Source organism: Glycomyces artemisiae, assembly GCF_003002955.1.
GTDB lineage: Bacteria > Actinomycetota > Actinomycetes > Mycobacteriales > Micromonosporaceae > Glycomyces > Glycomyces artemisiae.
Genome location: NZ_PVTJ01000005.1, coordinates 257446 through 276299 on the forward strand (window position 1 = coordinate 257446; position 18854 = coordinate 276299).

Below are 18854 nucleotides of genomic sequence, written 5' to 3' on the forward strand. Positions count from 1 at the left end.
TCGGCGATCCACCGCGAAGCAAAGCAATGAGGCTTTTCCCGTGCCATCACACACCGTGATCGACCTGCAAGACCCGATCTTCCTCGCCCACCGCGGCGGCAAGCTCCGCACTTCGACCACCGTCCCCCTCGACAGCCGCGAGGACCTCTCCGTGGCCTACACGCCCGGCGTGGCCCGCGTGTGCGAGGCCATCGCCGCCGACGAGTCCCTGGCGCGCACGCACACCTGGCGCTCCAACGTGGTCGCCGTCGTCACCGACGGCACCGCCGTCCTCGGCCTCGGCGACATCGGCCCCGCCGCGTCCCTCCCGGTCATGGAGGGCAAGGCCGCGCTGTTCCGCCAGTTCGCCGACGTCGACGCCGTCCCGATCTGCCTGGACACCAAGGACCCCGACGAGATCGTCGCCGCGGTCGCCGCCATCGCGCCGTCCTTCGGCGGCATCAACCTGGAGGACATCGCCGCGCCGCGCTGCTTCGACATCGAGGACCGCCTCAAGGCGCTGCTCGACATCCCGGTGTTCCACGACGACCAGCACGGCACCGCGGTCGTCGTCCTCGCCGCGCTCACCAACGCCCTGCGCCTCCAGGAGCGCCGCGCCGAGGACCTCACGGTCGCCGTCGTCGGCGCCGGGGCCGCGGGCGTCGCGATCACCAAGATCCTCACCGAGGCCGGCGTCGGCGACGTCGTCGTGTGCGACTCCACCGGCATCATCCACGAAGGACGCGGCCGCCTCAACTCCGTGAAGGCCCGCCTCGCCGCGGTCACCAACCGCGGCGGCCGCCGCGGCGACGTCACCGAGGCCCTCCGCGGCGCCGACGTCCTCGTCGGCGTCTCCGGCGGATCGATCCCCGAATCAGCGCTCGAAGGCATGGCGCCCGAGGCGATCGTGTTCGCCCTCGCGAACCCGACGCCGGAGATCGACCCCGAGATCGCGCGGGGGCACGCCGCGATCGTCGCCACCGGCCGCAGCGACTACCCGAACCAGATCAACAACGTCCTCGCGTTCCCGGGGATCTTCCGCGGCGCCCTCGACGCCGGGGCCTCCGAGATCACCGAGGCGATGAAGCTCGCGGCGGCCCAGGCCATCGCCGACATCGCCGCCGAGGACCTCGCCGCCGACCGCATCGTCCCCTCGCCGCTCGACCCGCGGGTGGCCCCCGCGGTCGCCGCCGCCGTCAAGGCCGCGGCCTGAACCACCGAGAGAAACGGCCCGGCGGCCTCCGCCGGGCCGTTCTCGCGCTCGGGCGCAAGGGAACACGGAGTGGCCGCCAGCTGTCATACTGCGAAGACGTGCCCCAGACACCGCACTGAACCCTCCCCGGAAGGAGACGAGCAGTGGCGGAGCCCAAACCCCCGAACCTGCGCACCCGCGTCTCCACCGGCCTCCTCGCCGTCGTCGCGATCCCCTTGGTGCTGCCCGCCGCCGAACCCCTCTTCCAGGGCAACCTCACCCTGCGCCTCCTCATCGCCGTCGCCCTCGTCGTCCCCGGCGCGTTCATCGGCCTCCGCAGCCTCCGCCTCCGGCGCACCGCCCCCCGCGCCGCCGAGGACCGCGCCGACCTCCACGACGCGCTCGTGCTCCTCGCCGCCGCGGTCGAAGAGGAATGGTCCCCCGAAGCGGTCCGCCTCGACCTCGCCCCCGGCGCCGACGCCCTCATCGACGTCCGCTGGCGCACCGCCCCCGGCCGCGGCGGCGCCTGGGGCGACCAGACCGGCGCCCTCTCCGAACTCCAGGAGCTGTACGACCAGACCGACCACCACACCCTCGTCGTCCTCGGCGACCCCGAGTCCGGCAAGACCGCGTCCATGGTCAACCTGACCCTCGCCCTCCTCGACGCCCGCCCCGCCGACTCCGACGCGCCCGTCCCCGTCCTCTTCCCCCTCGCCGACTGGGACCCCGACATGAGCCTTGAAGACTGGGTCGTGCGCCGCCTCGCCGACCAGCACGCCTGGCTCGGCGCCGACGAGCACGGCCGCGACCTGCCCCGGCGCCTCGTCCGCGGCGGCCTCATCCTGCCCGTCCTCGACGCCCTCGACGAGGCCCCCGCCAAGGCCCCGCGCACCGCCGTGCACAGCCGCGCCGCGCTCATCGAAGCGGTCAAGGACTCCCGGCACCTCCCCGGCGTCGTCGTCTCCTCCCGCCGCGCCGAATACTGGGAGGCCGAACGGCACGCCCGCCGCCCGGGCGCCGTCGTCATCGAACTCCAGCGGCTCGACACCGAGCAGATCCGCGCCTACCTCGACGCCGCGCTCCTCGACGGCGAACGCCCCCGCTGGGAAGGCGTCTTCGCCGCCCTCGACGGCGGCGGGCCCCTCGCCGACGCCCTCGCCACGCCCCTCGTCCTCGCCCTGACGCCCAAGGTCTTCGACGGTGCGAGCCCGGACGCCGACCCCGCCCGCCTCACCGGCTTCACCGACCCCGAGACCCTCAAGGCCCACGTCCTGCGCGAGTTCGCCCCCACCCGCTTCGCCCTGGCCCCCAGCGAAGACGACCGCCGCCACGGCCGCGTCGCCCGCGAGGACGCCATGCGCTGGCTCGCGTTCATCGCCGGCGGGACCGCCCGCGGCGACGACCGCGAGCCGATCCGCTGGTGGCGCCTCTCGCTCCTCGCGCGCCGCCCCACCCGTATCGCCGCATGCGCCGTCGGCGCGGCCCTCAGCTTCGCCTCGGTCTTCATGGGCGGCGCGATCGGCTTCCCCCGCACCGGCCTCGGCACGCCCGCGGCCATGGCGGTCGCCGCGCTCCTCGCCGTCGTCGCCGCCGTCGCCCTCGGCACCGCCTGCTACCGCAACCAGCCGCCCGCCCCCGCCGAGACCCAGGTGCAGGTGGACGGGCAGCACCTCATGGCCGCGTTGAAGAGCGGCGTCCCCATCTTCATCTTCGCCACCGCCGCCGGGATCGCCATGATCGGCGTGACCCGCGGCCCCATCGTCGGCTTCGCGTTCGCCGTCCCCATCGCCGCCATGTACGCGATGGTCGCCCCCGACGCCGAGCCGACCGCCACCAACCCGCGGCTGCTCCTGCGCCGCGACCTGCGCGTCGGCTACGTCTTCGGCGCCGCCTACGGCCTCCCCGCGTTCCTCGTCGGCCTCCTCATGTCCGGCGACTGGCTGCTGGGCGCGGTCTTCGGGCTCGCCGCCGCCCTCGCGGGCGCGATGCTCTACGGCCTCCAGTGGTTCTTCGCCCTCCAGGGAGGCAAGGCGGGCGCCGCGGCGTTCGTCCACCTCGGACTCGCGGTGCTCGCGCTGGCGCCCCGGGGCCACCTGCCGTGGCACGTCATGCGGTTCCTCGAAGAGGCCCACCACCGCGGCGTGCTGCGCCGTCAGGCCGGGGGCGCGTACGTGTTCCGCCACGAGAGCGTCGCCGCGGCGATCGAGGCGTGGGCGCCGCCCTCAGTTCTGCCAGGCCCCCGTGGCGAACGAGAAGGAGCGCAGCCGCTTCCGCACGTCGAGTGATCCGGGGTCGACCCCGAGCGCCCGCAGGTACGCCGCCGAGTCCTGGGTCCCGCCGGGGAACCCGCCCGCGTCCCCGGGGAACGGCAGCACCCGGCAGGGCACGGGACGGTCCGGCGCCTCGACGAGCATGCGCCGCTTCGCCTCCGCGCGTTCGCGCCACAGAGCGAGCCACCCGCCCGCGGGGCGCTCGCGCAGCTCCTCCGCGCCGACCCCGAGGTGCTCGGCCCACAGCCGCCGCCGCAGCGCCCCGATCTGCGCGTTCGTCGTCTTCGCTCCGGTGCCGTCGAAGTCGGCGATCGACAGGTTCACCTCCGTGGCCCGCGCGTGGCGGGCCTCGCCGGGCCCGAACGCCCCGATGAGCCTGCCGCCCAGGCGCACCGGCCACGGGGCCCGCGCCAGGTGCTCGGACGCGAGCTGCGAGAGCCCGTCGAGGTTCGCCGAGCCGACCGTGGCCCACGCGTCGTCGGCGACGGCCACTTTGGAGTGGATGTGGGTGCGGATCACCGAGCGGCCCTGGTGGCTCCACGCGGTGAACACCCCGAGCCGCTCCGCGGCGTCCCCGGCCCTGCGGAACAGCCGCTCCAGCGCGTCGCGCTGCCACTGCGGGTACCCGGGGATGTCGGGCCTGGCGTTGAGCAGCGCGATCACCTGCAGCCGTTCGCTGCCGCGCAGCGCCGCGGCGACGGCGTCGGCGACCTCCACCGACGTCAGGTACTGGTTCTCCAGGTACACGAAGTCCTCGGCCTGCTCCAGCGCCCGCCGGTACGACTCGAAGATCCCCGTCTCGCCCTCCGGCAGGCCGCGGTACCGGGCGCCGTGGAGCGTGCGGGTCACCTGCACCTGAAGGGTTCCCGCGGGTCCGGGCGGCTCGGCCGGAGGCAGGTCCGCGGGCCCGGCGTGTCCCCAGTGGAGCAGGAACGCGGCGTCGACGTCGGCGACGGCGGGGCCGCGCACGACCGCGCTCACGTCGTGCGTCGGCGCCAGGACCGAACTGCGCCACCGCAGGTGCCCGCGCCGGGGATCGTCCACGAGGTGCCCGGTCCCGTCGAAGTACTCCTGCGCGAAGATCGACCCGATCGAGAACGCGACGGCCCCGTCGATGACGAACAGCTTCGCGTGCACCGGCACGGCCTGCGGCGTGCGCAGCCGCCTGATCCGCACCTCCGCCTTGCAGCGCTTGCCGTACCGCTCGAAGAACCGCTCCACCTGCCGCGAGGTGTTCGCGGGGGACCAGACCGGGAGCACGTGGTTGAGCAGGACGCTCACCTCGGCGCCGTTCGCGGCGGCCTGCGCGAGCCGCTCCTCCAGCCTGACGCTCCAGGGCGCGCCGGGCCGGCCCTCGACCGGCTCCCCGAAGCCCATGCGCACGTGCGGCACGTCGAGCATGAACAGCATGCAGCGCACCGACTCCCGCGCCGACCCGACGGCATCGGCCAGGCGTCCCCACGCGTCCTCGTTGTCCACCAGGAACTCCACGGCGTTCCCGCCGGTCGGGCGCGGTCCCTGGGCGGCGGCCGGGTTCACTCGGCGGGCGCCTTCGGGGCCCACAGTCCCCTTGCGCGCCATGAGATGAGCGAGGCGATCGTCCCGGCCGCGATCCCGGAGGCGAGGTCGGCGAGGTAGTGCTGGTGCATGAACAGCGTCGAGAGCACGATGAGCGCGCACCAGGCCGTGCAGAGGACGCCCGCCTTGCCGCCGTAGCGGAGCCAGTGGATCGCGAACACCGTGGAGAACCCGGTGTGGAGGCTCGGGAACGCGTTGTACGGCTCGTCGTTGCCGTACACGAACCGGACCAGGTCCGGCAGGAACCCCTCCCCGATCTCGACCGGACGCTCCACATAGGTCTGCACCGTGAGGTAGCACGTGTACGCGATGAGCAGCAGGATGATCCCCGCCAGCAGCGTGCTCAGCGCCAGATCCGCGGACTTGACGGCGAACACGACGGCGGTGAGGACCGCGAGGAGGAACGCCGAGAGGTACGGGATCGCGAACGCGGGCACGAACGGGATGTGCTCGTCGAGCGGCGTGCGCGGGATCCAGTCGGCGGGGCCGTGGTTCAGGGCCCCGTAGCACGAGTAGAGCCCGCCGAGGACGAGGGCGAACCCGAGCGCGAACAGCACCTCGCGCCGGGCCCGGAGGGGATGTGCGGTCATCGTGTCAGCTTGGCACATCGGCGCTTCGGATGCGGCGCAGCCGTTTCCGCTTCACGCCTCGGCGAGCAGCCCCGCGAGTGCCGTGATCACCTCGCGGCCCTCCACCTGCGAGGCCCACTCCCGCGGCAGGGCCGCGTGGCCGTACGCGGCGCCGTACAGGTTCCCGAGGATCGCGCCGGTCGAGTCGGAGTCGCCGCCGTGGCTCACCGACGCGACGAGCCCGTCCCGCACCTCGTCGGTCCCGAGCAGGCAGTACACGGCGATGGCGAGCGCCTCCTCCGCCACCCAGCCCTCCCCGAGCGGTGCGCACGTGTTCGGCCCGGGCGGGACGGTCCCGGCGAGCGCGTACGCCTGCTGGAGCGCGTCGGCGGTCTCGGACCGGTCGAGGGTGCGGCGCAGGTGCAGCATCGTCTCGGAGACGGCCTTCTGCGGGGCCTCCCCGTTCATCAGGTGCGCGGTGATCATCGCGAACGCGCCCGCGGAGGACCCGGCCGTCGGGTGCCCGTGCGTGAGCATCGAGCACTCCTCGGCGAGCCGGTACGCCTCGGCGGGGGAGAAGCGCAGCCCGAACGGCGCCGACCGCATGACCGTGCCGCAGCCCTTCGAGTTCGGGTTGACCCCGGGCCTCGCGCCGTGGGCGAGCCCGGAGATGCACGCGTTCCCCGGCGCGCGCCGCGCGTACAGCCACGGCTGCGCCGCGAGGCCCTCGGACGCCAAGGGCGGCATGGGCTCCCGCTGCGTCTCCAGCCACCGCAGGTACGCCTCCCGCACCGACTCGACCTCCCCGCCCGGCTGCGCCAGCAGCAGCCCCTCGACGGTGAACAGCGTCATCTGCGTGTCGTCCGAGACCCGGTTGTACCGCATCTCGGTGACCCCGCCGGGTCCGAACTCCTCCTCGATGAACCGCCATGCGTCGAACTCCACCTGATACCCGAGGGCATCCCCGACCGCCCCGCCGACCAGACACCCGAGAACGCGGTCGTACCGCGAAAGCGCTTCTGTCACGCCGGAATTCTAAAGCGCCCCCGCCGCACCGCCCTCTTCCGCGGGCGCCGCTCGGGAAAGCGCACGGCCCCGGGCGAGTGCCCGGGGCCGTCGTGCATTAGGGCCGGATGTCCCGTTGTCGGACTTCGGGTATCACCGATGCGACCGCGCGGTAGTCGTTGTCGACATGCAGGATCGTCAGATCGTGGTGCGCCGCGGTCGCGCACACGAGCAGGTCGACGACGTCCGCACTGCGGTGCTGGCCGACCTGGGTGAGCTTGTACTGCGTGGATTCGATCCAGGCCCAGGCCCGCTTCGGCACCGGAATGTGGCCGAACGACAGGTCGAGCCGCTCCGCCATCTGGTCCCGGTGCCGGGAACTCCTAGCGGAGTAGAGGATCTCGGTTCTGGTGGCATCGCAGATGCCCACGGTCTTCGCGGAGATCTCCTGTTCCCAGACTTCCCTTGTGGACGGCACTCGAAGGAGTTCCCAGACTGCGGAGGTATCGATGAGATAGACCATCTGTCGGCTATGCGTCCTGCTCTTCCTCGGCGAACGCGGCCTTCCAAGCTTCCTTGGCCGCTCGGTGCGCCTCGGCGGCGGCGTCGAAATCGCCTCGCGCCCCCATCTCGGCGAGTTCCCTCAACGCTTGAAGGCGCTTCGTTCGAGCGGCGTACTCCTCAAGCGCGCGGTTGATGGTCTCCTTCTTGGTCTTCGTGCCCATCAGCTGCATGGCCTCGGCCAGCGCTTCGTCGTTGATGTCGACTTGCGTCAGCGACATTCGCACCTCACATAATATCCATCGGGGTTGGACATCATCATGATATCAGAGGTGAGGCGCGTTTCCGTGCATTTGAAGGCGTGTCGCGTCTAGCTTGTCGCGGCGGGTTCGGTGTCGCGTTCGAGGATGACGTCGCCTTCGCGCTCGCCGTGGATCTCGTAGTGGAGCGGGACCGCGTCGGCGTGGGGGGCGCGTTTGCGGAGGCTGAAGGGGACCGCGACCGCGGCCACCCAGAGGACGCCCGCGCCGAGCATGTGCAGGCCCACGAGCAGGACCGGCAGGTCCAGGTAGTACTGCGTGTAGCCGATGACGCCCTGGAGGAGCTCGATCGCGAGGAGCGCGTAGGCCGTGCGGATCGCGTGCTGCGGGGCCTTCACCGCGTGCAGGGCCGCGATGAGGGCCACCGTCAGGCCGACCAGCAGCCACACCAGGTCCGCGTGGAACTGCGACATCAGCGCCGGGTCGAGGCCGTTGCGCGGCGTGTCGGCGTCGCCCGCGTGCGGGCCCGAGCCGGTCACGATCGCGCCGAGCACGATCACCGCGGCCGCCACCGCGACCAGGCCGCGGCCCAGCAGGACCACCGGGCGGGGGACCAGCGGAATGATCTCGCCGTCTGGCTCGCCCGAGCGCACGTACAGCGCGAACGAGAGCGCCACGAGCGGGATCGACGCCAGGAAGTGCAGGCCCACGACCCACGGGTTCAGGCCGGTCCACACGGTGATCCCGCCGATGACCGCCTGCACCGGCACGTACAGGCACGCCCCGAACGCCAGCTTCACCAGCGACGACCGCCGCGGCACCCGCAGCCACGCCGCGAGCAGCGCGGCGACCGCGATCGCCACGAGCACCCACGTCAGGACCCGGTTCCCGAACTCGATCGCGCCGTAGATCCCCATCTCGGGGGTCGCCACGAGCGAGTCCTCGGTGCACTTGGGCCACTCCGGGCAGCCCAGGCCCGACTCGGTCAGGCGCACCGCGCCGCCGGTCACGATGATGCCGACATTCGCGATCACACTGGCCAGCGCCCACCGGCGCACCGCGCCCGGCTTGCTGAACCACCGCTGCAACAGGTTCACCCGGCGAACCTAACCCGCTGGGTATACCCAGGCGCCGTCCGGGTCTCCCGGTGTGGGCCGGACCGTCCCCTCCTGGTGTGAGGTTAGGCAACCCTGCGTGCCCCGTCTCACGATCGCCCGTCTCGACGGTTCCCGGCGAATTAAGTAACATTTATCTTGTGGAAATGGTGACGAGGGCGACCAGCCACTCGACGGACGGGGACACCCGCCGCCGAGTGACCCGCCTCCTGCTCGAACGCGGCCACGCCACGGCCGCCGACCTCGCGCGGGACCTCGGCATCACCGCCACCGCCACCCGCCGCCATCTCGACGCGATGGAGGCCGAAGGCCAGGTCGAGACCCGCGTGGTCAAGACCGCCGGACGCGGACGGCCCGCCAGGAGCTACCAGCTCACGCCCGCCGCCCGCACCTCCTTCGGCCACACCTACGACGACCTCGCGATGGAGGCGCTCCGGTGGATCCGCCGCTTCGAAGGCGAAGGCGCCGTCAGCGGCTTCGCCGCCGAGCAGGTCGCGCGCCTGGAGGCCCGCTGCCGGGCCGCCATGGACGCGGTCGACTCGGACGACCCGATGGCCCGCGCGCAGGCGCTGGCCACCGCCATGTCGAGCGAGGGCTACGCCGCCACGGCGTCGGTCATCGCCTCGGGCGGGCAGATCTGCCAGCACCACTGCCCGGTGGCGGGCGTGGCCGCGGAGTTCCCGCAGCTGTGCGAGGCGGAGACGCGGGTGATGAGCCGCCTGCTGGGCGTCCACGTCCAGCGGCTGGCGACGATCGCCAACGGGGACGGGGTGTGCACCACCCACGTGCCCGGCAAGAGCGGCCCCAGGGCCGCGCACGGCGCCGGAGGACGCGGACCCGTTCCGCTGCCCGCCCCCGAGCGTGCCCAGACCGACAACCCGACAGGTCGAAGGTGAGACTTCAGATGACCGACACGCAGAAGAGCGAACCCCTGAGCCAGGAAGAGGCGCTCGCCTCCCTGGAGCGGTACGAGTACGGCTGGGCCGACTCGGACGTCGCCGGGGCGAACGCGCGCCGCGGCCTGACCGAGGAGGTCGTCCGCGACATCTCCGCGCGCAAGAACGAGCCCGAATGGATGCTCGACCTGCGCCTCAAGGGCCTCAAGCTGTTCGGCCGCAAGCCCATGCCGAACTGGGGCGCCGACCTCTCGGGCATCGACTTCGACAACATCAAGTACTACGTCGAGGCGTCCGAGAAGCAGGCCGAGTCCTGGGAGGACCTGCCCGAGGACATCAAGAAGACCTACGACAAGCTGGGGATTCCCGAGGCCGAGCGCCAGCAGCTCGTCTCCGGCGTCGCCGCCCAGTACGAGTCCACGGTGCTCTACCACTCCATCCGCGAGGACCTGGAGCAGCAGGGCGTCGTCTTCATGGACACCGACACGGGCCTGCGCGAGCACCCGGAGATCTTCAAGGAGTACTTCGGCTCCGTGATCCCGGTGGGCGACAACAAGTTCGCCGCGCTCAACACCGCGACCTGGTCGGGCGGCTCGTTCATCTACGTCCCCAAGGGCGTCCACGTCGAGATCCCGCTCCAGGCCTACTTCCGGATCAACACCGAGAACATGGGCCAGTTCGAGCGCACGCTCATCATCGCCGACGAGGGCTCGTTCGTGCACTACATCGAGGGCTGCACCGCCCCGGTGTACTCCTCCGACTCGCTGCACTCCGCGGTCGTGGAGATCATCGTGAAGAAGGACGCGCGCGTCCGCTACACGACGATCCAGAACTGGTCCTCGAACGTGTACAACCTGGTCACCAAGCGCGCGGTCGCCGAGCAGGGCGCCACCATGGAGTGGGTCGACGGCAACCTCGGCTCGAAGGTCACCATGAAGTACCCGGCCGTGGTCATGGTCGGCGAGCACGCCAAGGGCGAGGTCCTGTCGGTCGCCATGGCCGGCGAGGGCCAGCACCAGGACACCGGCGCGAAGATGACGCACGCCGCGCCGCACACCTCCTCGACCATCGTGTCGAAGTCGATCTCCCGCGGCGGCGGGCGCACCTCCTACCGCGGCCTGGTCCAGGTCGACGAGGGCTCCCACCACGCGAAGTCCACCGTCAAGTGCGACGCGCTCCTGGTCGACACCATCTCCCGCTCCGACACGTACCCGTACGTCGACATCCGCGAGGACGACGTCGACATGGGTCACGAGGCGACGGTCTCCAAGATCGGCGAGGACCAGATGTTCTACCTCATGAGCCGCGGGCTCACCGAGGACGAGGCGGCCGCCATGATCGTGCGCGGCTTCATCGAGCCGATCGCCAAGGAGCTGCCGATGGAGTACGCCCTGGAGCTCAACCGCCTGATCGAGCTGCAGATGGAAGGCGCGGTCGGTTAAGCGACCCGGCCCGGAGACTAGGAACCAGAGTTTTCTATGAGCATTGAAGTGGCCCCGAAGCCGCACACCCACGGCCTCGGCGAGGTGCCCCCGAAGACGAAGTCGCAGCTCCTGCGCTCGTTCGAGCCGGACGAGTTCCCGGCGCTGAACGGCCGCGAGGAGGACTGGCGCTACACGCCCGTCAAGCGCCTCGCCGGGCTCGACGACACCGGCACCGCCCCGGCGGCGAAGGCCGCCGAGTACGCCGTGCGCAGCCTGCCCGAAGGGGTCACCGCCCAGGCCGTCGGCAAGGACGACCAGCGGCTCGGCTCGATCCTGACCCCGTTCGACCGCCCCAGCGCGGTCGCCTGGGCCAAGACCGAGAAGGCCCTCCTCGTGTCCGTCGCGCCCGAGACCGCCGTGTCCGAGCCCGTCTGGATCGACGTCACCGGCGGCGGCCTCGACGGCGCCACCTGGGCCCACACGTACATCGAGATCGGGCACCACGCCGACGCGACCCTGATCGTGCGCCACACCGGCGCCGCCCGCCTCGGCGACAACGTCGAGGTCTCCGTCGGCGACGGCGCGCACCTGCGCCTCGTCGTCCTCGCCGAATGGGACCGCGAGTCCACCCACGTCGAGCACCAGAAGGCCCGCCTCGGCACCGACGCGAAGCTCGACCACATCGCGGTCACGCTCGGCGGCGACCTGGTCCGCCAGTACCTGTCCGTCGACTACGCGGGCCGCGGCGGTTCCGTCGACGCGTACGGCCTGTACTTCGCCGACACCGGCCAGCACCTGGAGCAGCGCCAGCTCGTGGACCACTCCGTCCCCGACTGCCGCTCGAACGTGAACTACCGCGGCGCCCTCCAGGGCGACACCGCGCGCACCGTCTGGGTCGGCGACATCCTCATCCAGGACGCCGCCACCGGCACCGACACGTACGAGATCAACCGCAACCTCGTCCTGTCCGACGGCGCCCGCGCCGTCTCGGTCCCCAACCTGGAGATCGAGACCGGCGAGATCGCCGGCGCCGGCCACGCGTCCACGACCGGCCGCTTCGACGAGGAGCACCTGTTCTACCTCCAGTCCCGCGGCATCCCCGAGGCCGAGGCCCGCCGCCTCGTCGTCAAGGGCTTCTTCAACGAGATCGTCGCGAAGGTCCCCGACGAGGCCCTCCGCGAGGAGCTCACCGAACTCGTCGTCGCCCGCCTCGACGCCGGAGCGGCGGCGGCATGACGGACGCCGACTTCCTGCGCGTGTGCGCGCTCGACGACCTGCCGGAGTCCGAGCCCGTCGCGGCCGACATCCACGGCACGTCGATCGTGCTCGTGCGCAAATCAGACGAGGTGTTCGCCCTCTACGACGAGTGCTCCCACGCCGCCGTGGCGCTCTCCGAAGGCGACATCGACGACTGCTCGATCGAATGCTGGCTGCACGGATCCATGTTCGACCTGCGCACCGGCAAGCCGTCCGGGCCGCCCGCCACCACGCCCGTCCCGACCTACCCGGTCGAGCTGCGCGACGGCGACGTCTACCTCAGCCTGAAGCCCAAGACCACCAGCGAAACCGCCTAGAGGAAACCAGTACCGATGAGCAAGCTTGAGATCCGCGACCTGCACGTCTCGGTCAACACCGACGAGGGCGCCAAGCCGATCCTGCACGGCGTCGACCTGACCATCAACTCCGGGGAGACCCACGCCATCATGGGCCCCAACGGGTCCGGCAAGTCCACCCTGGCCTACTCGCTGGCCGGGCACCCGAAGTACGAGATCACCGGCGGCGCGGTCCTCCTCGACGGCGACGACGTCCTCGCCATGACCGTCGACGAGCGCGCCCGCGCCGGCCTCTTCCTCGCCATGCAGTACCCGGTCGAGGTCCCCGGCGTCAGCGTCTCCAACTTCCTGCGCACCGCCAAGACCGCCGTCGACGGCGAGGCCCCCAAGCTCCGCACCTGGATGAAGGACCTCAAGGGCGCCATGGCCGAGCTGAAGATGGACGAGGCGTTCATCAACCGCAACGTCAACGAGGGCTTCTCCGGCGGCGAGAAGAAGCGCCACGAGATCGTCCAGATGGAGCTCCTCAAGCCCAAGTTCGCGATCCTCGACGAGACCGACTCCGGCCTCGACGTCGACGCCCTCCGCGTCGTCTCCGAAGGCATCAACCACGCCAAGGAGACCACCAACTCCGGCGTCCTCCTCATCACCCACTACACCCGCATCCTGCGGTACGTGAAGCCCGACTTCGTGCACGTCTTCGTCGACGGCCGGATCGCCGAAGAAGGCGGCTCCGAACTCGCCGAGAAGCTCGAAGCCGAAGGCTACGAGTCCTACGTCGGCTCGAAGGCCGCCTAGACCAGGAGGAGCCCGTGGAGGCTGTCACCAAGCTCGACGTCGAGGCCATCCGGGCCGACTTCCCGATCCTCAAGCGCACCATCGGGGACCGGACCCTGGCCTACCTGGACTCCGCTGCGACCTCGCAGAAGCCCGTCCAGGTCGTCGACGCCATGCGCCGGTTCACCGAGCACTCGAACGCGAACATCTCGCGCTCCGTGCACACCCTCGGCGCCGAAGCGACCGAGGCCTACGAGGGCGCCCGCGCCCGCGTCGCCGCCTTCATCGGCGCGCCCAGCGCCGACGAGGTCGTGTTCACCAAGAACTCCACCGAAGCGATCAACCTGCTCGCCTACGCGTTCCAGAACGCCACGCTCGACCCGCACGCCGACCCGAGGCTCCGCCTCGCCCCCGGCGACGAGATCGTCGTGACCGAGATGGAGCACCACGCGAACCTGATCCCGTGGCAGCAGCTCGCCCAGCGCACCGGCGCGACGCTCAAGTGGATCGGCATCACCGACCACGGCCGCCTCGACCTCGAATCGGTCCCCGACGTCATCACCGAACGCACGAAACTCGTGTCGTTCACCCACGTCGCGAACCTGCTCGGCACCGTCAACCCGACCTCGCAGATCACCGCCCGCGCCCGCGAAGTGGGGGCCCTGGTCGGCCTCGACGCCTCCCAGTCCGTCCCGCACCTCCCGGTGAACGTGGCCGAACTCGGCGTCGACTTCATCGCCTTCACCGGACACAAGATGCTCGGGCCCACCGGCATCGGCGTCCTCTGGGCGAAAGCGGACCTCCTCGACGCCATGCCGCCGTTCCTCACGGGCGGCTCCATGATCAAGACCGTCACCATGGAGCAGACGACCTTCGCCGACGCGCCCGCCAAGTTCGAAGCGGGCACGCCGCCGATCGCCGAAGCCGTCGGCCTCGCCGCCGCCGTCGACTACCTCGACGCGCTCGGCATGGAGAACGTGCGCGCCCACGAGAAGGAACTCGCCGGGTACATGCTCGAACGCCTGGAGACCGTCGACGGCCTCGCGATCATCGGGCCCCGCGTCCCGATCGGCCGCTCCGCCACCGTCTCCTTCACGCTCGAAGGCGTCCACCCGCACGACGTCGGCCAGGTCCTCGACGCCGAGGCCGTCGCCGTCCGCGTCGGCCACCACTGCGCCAAGCCCACCTGCGACCGCTTCGGCGTCAACGCCACCACCCGCGCCTCCGCGTACGTGTACAACACGCACGAGGAAATAGACCGGCTCGTGGACGCGTTGGGCAAGGTGCGAAAGGTGTTCACCTGATGAATCTCGACGAGCTGTACCAGGAAGTCATCCTGGACCACTACAAGCACCCGCGCGGCGCCGGCCTGCGTGAACCCTACGAGGGCGAGTCCCACCAGGTCAACCCGACCTGCGGCGACGAGATCACCCTCCGGGTCCACGTGGACGGCGACAAGATCGGGGACGTCTCCTACGAGAACGTCGGCTGCTCCATCTCCAAGGCCTCCGCCTCCGTGCTCTACGAGCTCGTCAGCGGCGCCACCGTCGACGACGCGCTGGCCCGCCTGGCCGAGTTCACCGAGCTCATGAACTCCAAGGGCCAGGGCGAGGGCGACGAGGAGACCCTGGAGGACGCCGTCGCGTTCGCGGGCGTCTCGAAATACCCGATGCGCGTCAAATGCGCGCTCCTGGGCTGGATGGCGTTCAAGGACGCCCTGGTCCGCGCCGAAGCCTCGATCCCGGGAAGGACCGACGCATGACCGACAACACCGTGAAGGCCAAAGAGGACGACATCCTCGAAGCGATGAAGGACGTCGTCGACCCCGAGCTGGGCATCAACGTCGTCGACCTCGGCCTCATCTACGGCGTGCACGTGGACGAGTCGAACGTGGCGACCCTCGACATGACCCTGACCTCGGCCGCCTGCCCGCTGACCGACGTCATCGAGGACCAGTCCCGCTCCGCCCTGTGCTCCGGCGCCGAAGGCGGCATCGTCTCCGACCTGCGGATCAACTGGGTGTGGATCCCGCCGTGGGGCCCGGACAAGATCACCGACGACGGCCGCGACCAGCTCCGGGCACTTGGCTTCAACGTCTAGGGCCCGCCCGGCCCCCGGCGGGGGCCGGATCGTCGAGATCGAACCCGAGCGCCTCAGGCGCTGGGTCGAGAACTTCGCCGCGAGGAACGGCGGCATCGCCGCCCACCACGCCGAAGGCAACGCCTGGACGATCGAATCGAACGAGGGAACGTCGGCCAGTGCCCAGTGGGCACTGGCCGACGGCCTCCCCGCCGGCTGGCTCCTCGACGACGACCCGCTCACGGCCGCCGAACGTCTGAGCGCCTACGCCCTCGAACCGCGGCGCATCGCCGTGCTCCTCGCGAGGAAAGGCGCGTACTCGGTCGGCATCCTCGAAGACGGCCGCGTGAAGGTCTCCAAGACCGACACCGCCTACGTCCAGGGCAAGACCAAGGCGGGCGGCCAGTCCCAGCAGCGCTTCGCACGCCGCCGCGAAGGCCAGGCCCAGGCCGCCGAGAAGCGCGCCCGCGACGCCGTCTTCGCCGTCCTCGGCAGCGCCCGCTTCGACTTCCTCGTCACCGGCGGCGTCGTGGACGGCATCCTCGAAGACCCGCGCCTCGCCCACCTCAAACCGGCGGCCCACTTCGGCGACATCGCCGAACCCAAGCAGTCCCTCCTCACCGAGACCGCCTACCGCGCCATAGCCTTCCGCATCCGCGTCGTCCCGGGCGGCGTCGACTTACACTGAGGCGTCCCGTCCCCCTCCACGAAGGACGCCGCCTTGCGCACCTCGCCCGTCCGCGCGATCCTCCTTGCGACCGCGATCCAACTCGTCCGCTTCGGCCTCATCATCGGCGCCCTCGAAATCGCCCCGGATCTGGGTATTCACGGCTGGTACCAGGGCCTGTTCGCGAACGCCGTGTGCGCGGCCTTCGCCATCGGGGTGGTCACCTGGCTCAAACTCTGGCGCCACTCGGGCCTGTTCGTGCTCTGGAAGTCCGGGAAGGCGCCGCTCCTCCTGCTGCCCTTCGTGATCGAGGCGCTGGTCTGGCTCGCCTACCCCGGCGGGTTCGCCTCGCAAGCCCCGGGGATCGGCCTCTGGGCCCTGACGCTCCTCCTCGTCGGCGTCAACGAGGAGCTGACCTCCCGCGTCGCGGTCCTCCAGACCCTCCGCACGGCCTTCTCCTCGACCTGGGCCGTCGTCATCGCCGGGGTCATGTTCGGCCTCCAGCACCTCTCGCTCCTGGCGACCGGCAGCCCCTCCACCGAGGACCTCCTCACCATCCTGGTCCTCACCAGCGTCTACGGCTTCTCCCTGGGCGCCTTCCAGGTCCGCTTCGCGTGGGTCCTCCCGCTCATCCTCGTCCACGCCGCCAGCGACTTCACCCAGATCCTCACCACCGAGCCCGTCCCCTTCGCCATGCACATCGTCATCACGCTCACCCTCCTCGCCTACGGCACCTGGCTGCTCAAGGGCCACAAGGAGACCCCGACCGGCGCGCCCCTGATCCCGCCGCGCTAGCCTTACTGAAACGACTGTTTCAGCAAGGAGCGATGCGATGGTCGACCCCACGGATTTCTCACTCTCGGGGCGCAGCGCCCTGGTGACCGGTTCTGTTCGAGGGCTCGGGTTCGAGATGGCCCGCAGCCTCGCGGCCGCGGGCGCGCGGGTGGCGGTCAACGGCCGCGACCCGGACACGGTCGAACCGGTCGCCGCGGGCCTGCGCGACGAAGGGCTCGACGTCGTCGCCGCCCCCTTCGACGTGACCGACCAAGAGGCCGCCGGGCGCGCGCTCGACCGCCTCGGCCCGGTCGACGTCCTCGTCAACAACGTCGGCCACCGCGACCGCCGCGGCCTCGACGAGGTGACCCCGACCGAGCTCGCCCGCATGATCGACGTCCACCTCGTCTCCGCCTACGCCCTCGCCCAGCGCGTGGCCGCGGGCCTGGCCGAGCGCGGCAGCCCCGGCCGCATCATCAACGTCTCCTCCGTGATCGGCCAGCTCGGCCGCGTCGGCGACGTCTCCTACGCCACCGCCAAAGCCGGCCTCGACGGCCTCACCAGGGCCCTCGCCGCCGACCTCGGCCCCACCGGCACCACCGTCAACGCCGTGGCCCCCGGCCCCTTCGCCACCGAGGTCAACGCCGCCCTCGTCGCCGACCCCAAGTGGGACAACTGGATCCGCACCCGCTCCGCCCTCGGCCGCTGGGGCCGACCGCCCGAGATCGCCGGCGCCGTGGTCTTCCTCGCCAGCGACGCCGCCTCCTTCATCACCGGCCAGACCCTCGCCGTCGACGGCGGCGTCACCGCCATCCTCTGAACCCCGCCGGTCGCGGTGCCAATGCACTGCGACCGGCAGTCAGAAGACTTAGCTAAGTCTGGTCTAGTCGGCTATCATCGAGTGATGGCGTACGTCGTGAACATCCACGAGGCCAAGACCCAATTGTCTCGGCTGATCGAGCGGGCTGCCCGGGGCGAGCACATCGTCATTGCGAAAGCGGGGAAGCCGGTCGTCGACCTCATTCCGCACCGCGACCGGCCGGTGCTCTTCGGCGGTCTGAAGGGGCAGGTCGAGTACGACGAGTCCGTGTTCGACGTCGACCCCGACATCCAGTCGATGTTCTACGGGGACACCGATGCTCCTGCTTGACAGCCAGACCGCGCTGTGGGTGATGGACGACAACCCCCGACTCGGCGACCGGGCCCGGCAGCGGATCGAGGCGGCGTCGGCGGTGCACGTCTCGGTAGCGACCGTCTGGGAGCTGACCATCAAGTCCATGCTCGGCAAGCTGAAGATCCCTGACGACTTCGCCGACCGGGTCGAGTCCAGCGGCCTCGAACTCCTCGAAATCTCGGCGGACCACGCCGAAGGGCTCCGCGACTTCCCGGAGCTTCTGCGCCACGACCCCTTCGACCGGCTCATCATCTCGCAGGCGTACCAGCACCGGCTGACCCTGCTGACCGCCGACGCCGTGCTGCTCGGCCTCGGCCGCGACTTCGTCGTCGATTCGACCGTGTAGCGCGCGAGGCCCCCGCGCAATGCGCGAGGGCCTCGCGCGGCGGTGCGGTCAGGCCGCGGCGAAGGTGAGGGATGTGGACCAGCCGCCTTGGATCTGGTCCTGGACCTTCATGTGCAGCAGCTGGAACGCTTCGAGCGCGCGGGCGTGCTTGAGGCCGCCGACGTCGATCGGGCGCAGGTCGGCGTCGAGGCACAGGCCGGTGACGGTCTTCTTGGCGTCCGGGTCGTCGGCCGCGATGAAGACGTCGAGCGGGACGGTCTCGGCGAGGCGCGACGCGAACGTCGTGTTGAACGCCTTGACGACCCGCGCGCCGGGCGCGGCCGCGGCGATCTCCTCGGCCGCGGACTTCCCCTCGGGCGTGACGAGCCCGTCGAAGGTGCTGAAGTCGACCGGGTTGCAGATGTCGATGACGGTCTTCCCGGCGAGGTCCGCCGCCCACATCGAGGCGACCTCCTTGCTGCCCTCGTACGGGGTCGCCAGCACGACGACCTCGGCTCCGGCGGCGTTGTTCAGCGGCTCGCCCGCGGCGCTGTCGCCGAGTTCGGCGGCCAGGTCGGCGGCCTTGTCGGGTTCGCGGTCGGCGATGCGGACGCGGTGCCCGCCGCGCACGAGGCGCAGCCCGATGCCGCGCGCCATGTTGCCCGAGCCCACGATCAGGACTTCCATGCGTGTCTCCTCCTCAATTCGTCCGGTAG

The 18854-nt window shown here is 71.1% G+C and carries 22 protein-coding genes; 15 read left to right on the forward strand and 7 right to left on the reverse strand.

The window, feature by feature from the left end:
• Positions 1-58: 58 nt before the first annotated feature.
• Complete coding sequence (locus tag B0I28_RS14665) at positions 59-1192, forward strand: malic enzyme-like NAD(P)-binding protein (protein WP_106364783.1); 1134 nt, start codon at positions 59-61, stop codon at positions 1190-1192.
• A gap of 143 nt (positions 1193-1335) precedes the next feature.
• Positions 1336-3456, forward strand: coding sequence for an NACHT domain-containing protein (locus tag B0I28_RS14670; RefSeq protein ID WP_106364586.1), 2121 nt, complete (start codon positions 1336-1338; stop codon positions 3454-3456).
• Here the strand turns inward: B0I28_RS14670 and B0I28_RS14675 are convergent.
• From B0I28_RS14675 to B0I28_RS14700, 6 genes are all read right to left on the reverse strand, one after another.
• Positions 3394-5022: a phospholipase D-like domain-containing protein gene (locus tag B0I28_RS14675; protein ID WP_146148108.1), complete on the reverse strand. Its 1629-nt coding sequence runs from the start codon at positions 5020-5022 to the stop codon at positions 3394-3396. The genes B0I28_RS14670 and B0I28_RS14675 overlap by 63 nt on opposite strands.
• The gene (locus tag B0I28_RS14680) at positions 4977-5609 is read right to left on the reverse strand and encodes a phosphatase PAP2 family protein (RefSeq protein ID WP_181245795.1); all 633 of its coding nucleotides are present in this window, start codon (positions 5607-5609) and stop codon (positions 4977-4979) included. The genes B0I28_RS14675 and B0I28_RS14680 overlap by 46 nt, the downstream gene beginning before the upstream one ends.
• Before the next feature lie 51 nt (positions 5610-5660).
• Positions 5661-6614 (reverse strand): ADP-ribosylglycohydrolase family protein, encoded by a 954-nt coding sequence (locus B0I28_RS14685; protein WP_106364589.1) that lies wholly within the window; start codon positions 6612-6614, stop codon positions 5661-5663.
• Between the two features lie 97 nt (positions 6615-6711).
• Complete coding sequence (locus B0I28_RS14690) at positions 6712-7116, reverse strand: PIN domain-containing protein (RefSeq protein ID WP_106364590.1); 405 nt, start codon at positions 7114-7116, stop codon at positions 6712-6714.
• Between the two features lie 7 nt (positions 7117-7123).
• Positions 7124-7375, reverse strand: coding sequence for a type II toxin-antitoxin system VapB family antitoxin (locus B0I28_RS14695; protein WP_106364591.1), 252 nt, complete (start codon positions 7373-7375; stop codon positions 7124-7126).
• 89 nt (positions 7376-7464) lie between these two features.
• Positions 7465-8451 (reverse strand): COX15/CtaA family protein, encoded by a 987-nt coding sequence (locus tag B0I28_RS14700; protein ID WP_106364592.1) that lies wholly within the window; start codon positions 8449-8451, stop codon positions 7465-7467.
• 164 nt (positions 8452-8615) lie between these two features.
• On the opposite strand from B0I28_RS14700, the gene B0I28_RS14705 reads away from it, so the two are divergent.
• The 13 genes from B0I28_RS14705 (at position 8616) to B0I28_RS14765 (ending at position 18159) form a co-directional block, all read left to right on the forward strand.
• Positions 8616-9365: a helix-turn-helix transcriptional regulator gene (locus B0I28_RS14705; protein WP_106364593.1), complete on the forward strand. Its 750-nt coding sequence runs from the start codon at positions 8616-8618 to the stop codon at positions 9363-9365.
• A gap of 8 nt (positions 9366-9373) precedes the next feature.
• On the forward strand, positions 9374-10807 hold the full coding sequence (gene sufB, locus B0I28_RS14710; RefSeq protein WP_106364594.1) for a Fe-S cluster assembly protein SufB: 1434 nt from the start codon (positions 9374-9376) through the stop codon (positions 10805-10807).
• Positions 10808-10843: 36 nt separating this feature from the next.
• Positions 10844-12025 (forward strand): Fe-S cluster assembly protein SufD, encoded by a 1182-nt coding sequence (sufD, locus tag B0I28_RS14715; RefSeq protein WP_106364595.1) that lies wholly within the window; start codon positions 10844-10846, stop codon positions 12023-12025.
• Positions 12022-12363, forward strand: a complete 342-nt coding sequence (locus B0I28_RS14720; protein ID WP_106364596.1) for a non-heme iron oxygenase ferredoxin subunit — start codon at positions 12022-12024, stop codon at positions 12361-12363. The genes sufD and B0I28_RS14720 overlap by 4 nt, the downstream gene beginning before the upstream one ends.
• A gap of 15 nt (positions 12364-12378) precedes the next feature.
• The gene (gene sufC, locus B0I28_RS14725) at positions 12379-13140 is read left to right on the forward strand and encodes a Fe-S cluster assembly ATPase SufC (RefSeq protein ID WP_106364597.1); all 762 of its coding nucleotides are present in this window, start codon (positions 12379-12381) and stop codon (positions 13138-13140) included.
• Between the two features lie 14 nt (positions 13141-13154).
• Positions 13155-14423: a cysteine desulfurase gene (locus tag B0I28_RS14730; protein WP_106364598.1), complete on the forward strand. Its 1269-nt coding sequence runs from the start codon at positions 13155-13157 to the stop codon at positions 14421-14423.
• The gene (gene sufU, locus B0I28_RS14735; protein ID WP_106364599.1) at positions 14423-14881 is read left to right on the forward strand and encodes a Fe-S cluster assembly sulfur transfer protein SufU; all 459 of its coding nucleotides are present in this window, start codon (positions 14423-14425) and stop codon (positions 14879-14881) included. The genes B0I28_RS14730 and sufU overlap by 1 nt, the downstream gene beginning before the upstream one ends.
• On the forward strand, positions 14878-15219 hold the full coding sequence (locus B0I28_RS14740) for a metal-sulfur cluster assembly factor (RefSeq protein WP_181245796.1): 342 nt from the start codon (positions 14878-14880) through the stop codon (positions 15217-15219). Before sufU ends, B0I28_RS14740 begins: the two co-directional genes overlap by 4 nt.
• Positions 15203-15886, forward strand: a complete 684-nt coding sequence (locus B0I28_RS14745; RefSeq protein WP_106364601.1) for an acVLRF1 family peptidyl-tRNA hydrolase — start codon at positions 15203-15205, stop codon at positions 15884-15886. Before B0I28_RS14740 ends, B0I28_RS14745 begins: the two co-directional genes overlap by 17 nt.
• 33 nt (positions 15887-15919) lie before the next feature.
• Positions 15920-16660, forward strand: a complete 741-nt coding sequence (locus B0I28_RS14750; RefSeq protein ID WP_106364602.1) for a CPBP family intramembrane glutamic endopeptidase — start codon at positions 15920-15922, stop codon at positions 16658-16660.
• A gap of 37 nt (positions 16661-16697) precedes the next feature.
• Complete coding sequence (locus B0I28_RS14755) at positions 16698-17459, forward strand: SDR family oxidoreductase (RefSeq protein ID WP_106364603.1); 762 nt, start codon at positions 16698-16700, stop codon at positions 17457-17459.
• Positions 17460-17543: 84 nt separating this feature from the next.
• A complete protein-coding gene (locus B0I28_RS14760) occupies positions 17544-17789 on the forward strand; it encodes a type II toxin-antitoxin system Phd/YefM family antitoxin (RefSeq protein ID WP_106364604.1) in 246 nt (81 codons plus the stop codon).
• Entirely contained in the window at positions 17776-18159 is a 384-nt protein-coding gene (locus tag B0I28_RS14765) for a type II toxin-antitoxin system VapC family toxin (RefSeq protein ID WP_106364605.1), read from the forward strand. Before B0I28_RS14760 ends, B0I28_RS14765 begins: the two co-directional genes overlap by 14 nt.
• A 48-nt stretch (positions 18160-18207) precedes the next feature.
• Here the strand turns inward: B0I28_RS14765 and B0I28_RS14770 are convergent, their stop codons facing one another.
• Positions 18208-18825 (reverse strand): NADPH-dependent F420 reductase, encoded by a 618-nt coding sequence (locus tag B0I28_RS14770; RefSeq protein WP_106364606.1) that lies wholly within the window; start codon positions 18823-18825, stop codon positions 18208-18210.
• Positions 18826-18854 lie beyond the last annotated feature (29 nt).

What these genes read in the sequence shown, in the direction of transcription:
- B0I28_RS14675 (WP_146148108.1), bottom strand. Translation starts at nt 5,022, where the DNA reads ATGGCGCGCAAGGGGACTGTGGGCCCCGAAGGCGCCCGCCGAGTGAAC.
- B0I28_RS14680 (WP_181245795.1), bottom strand. Translation starts at nt 5,609, where the DNA reads ATGACCGCACATCCCCTCCGGGCCCGGCGCGAGGTGCTGTTCGCGCTC.
- B0I28_RS14690 (WP_106364590.1), bottom strand. Translation starts at nt 7,116, where the DNA reads ATGGTCTATCTCATCGATACCTCCGCAGTCTGGGAACTCCTTCGAGTG.
- B0I28_RS14695 (WP_106364591.1), bottom strand. Translation starts at nt 7,375, where the DNA reads ATGTCGCTGACGCAAGTCGACATCAACGACGAAGCGCTGGCCGAGGCC.
- B0I28_RS14705 (WP_106364593.1), top strand. Translation starts at nt 8,616, where the DNA reads ATGGTGACGAGGGCGACCAGCCACTCGACGGACGGGGACACCCGCCGC.
- sufB (WP_106364594.1), top strand. Translation starts at nt 9,374, where the DNA reads ATGACCGACACGCAGAAGAGCGAACCCCTGAGCCAGGAAGAGGCGCTC.
- sufD (WP_106364595.1), top strand. Translation starts at nt 10,844, where the DNA reads ATGAGCATTGAAGTGGCCCCGAAGCCGCACACCCACGGCCTCGGCGAG.
- B0I28_RS14720 (WP_106364596.1), top strand. Translation starts at nt 12,022, where the DNA reads ATGACGGACGCCGACTTCCTGCGCGTGTGCGCGCTCGACGACCTGCCG.
- sufC (WP_106364597.1), top strand. Translation starts at nt 12,379, where the DNA reads ATGAGCAAGCTTGAGATCCGCGACCTGCACGTCTCGGTCAACACCGAC.
- sufU (WP_106364599.1), top strand. Translation starts at nt 14,423, where the DNA reads ATGAATCTCGACGAGCTGTACCAGGAAGTCATCCTGGACCACTACAAG.
- B0I28_RS14740 (WP_181245796.1), top strand. Translation starts at nt 14,878, where the DNA reads ATGACCGACAACACCGTGAAGGCCAAAGAGGACGACATCCTCGAAGCG.
- B0I28_RS14755 (WP_106364603.1), top strand. Translation starts at nt 16,698, where the DNA reads ATGGTCGACCCCACGGATTTCTCACTCTCGGGGCGCAGCGCCCTGGTG.
- B0I28_RS14760 (WP_106364604.1), top strand. Translation starts at nt 17,544, where the DNA reads ATGGCGTACGTCGTGAACATCCACGAGGCCAAGACCCAATTGTCTCGG.
- B0I28_RS14765 (WP_106364605.1), top strand. Translation starts at nt 17,776, where the DNA reads ATGCTCCTGCTTGACAGCCAGACCGCGCTGTGGGTGATGGACGACAAC.
- B0I28_RS14770 (WP_106364606.1), bottom strand. Translation starts at nt 18,825, where the DNA reads ATGGAAGTCCTGATCGTGGGCTCGGGCAACATGGCGCGCGGCATCGGG.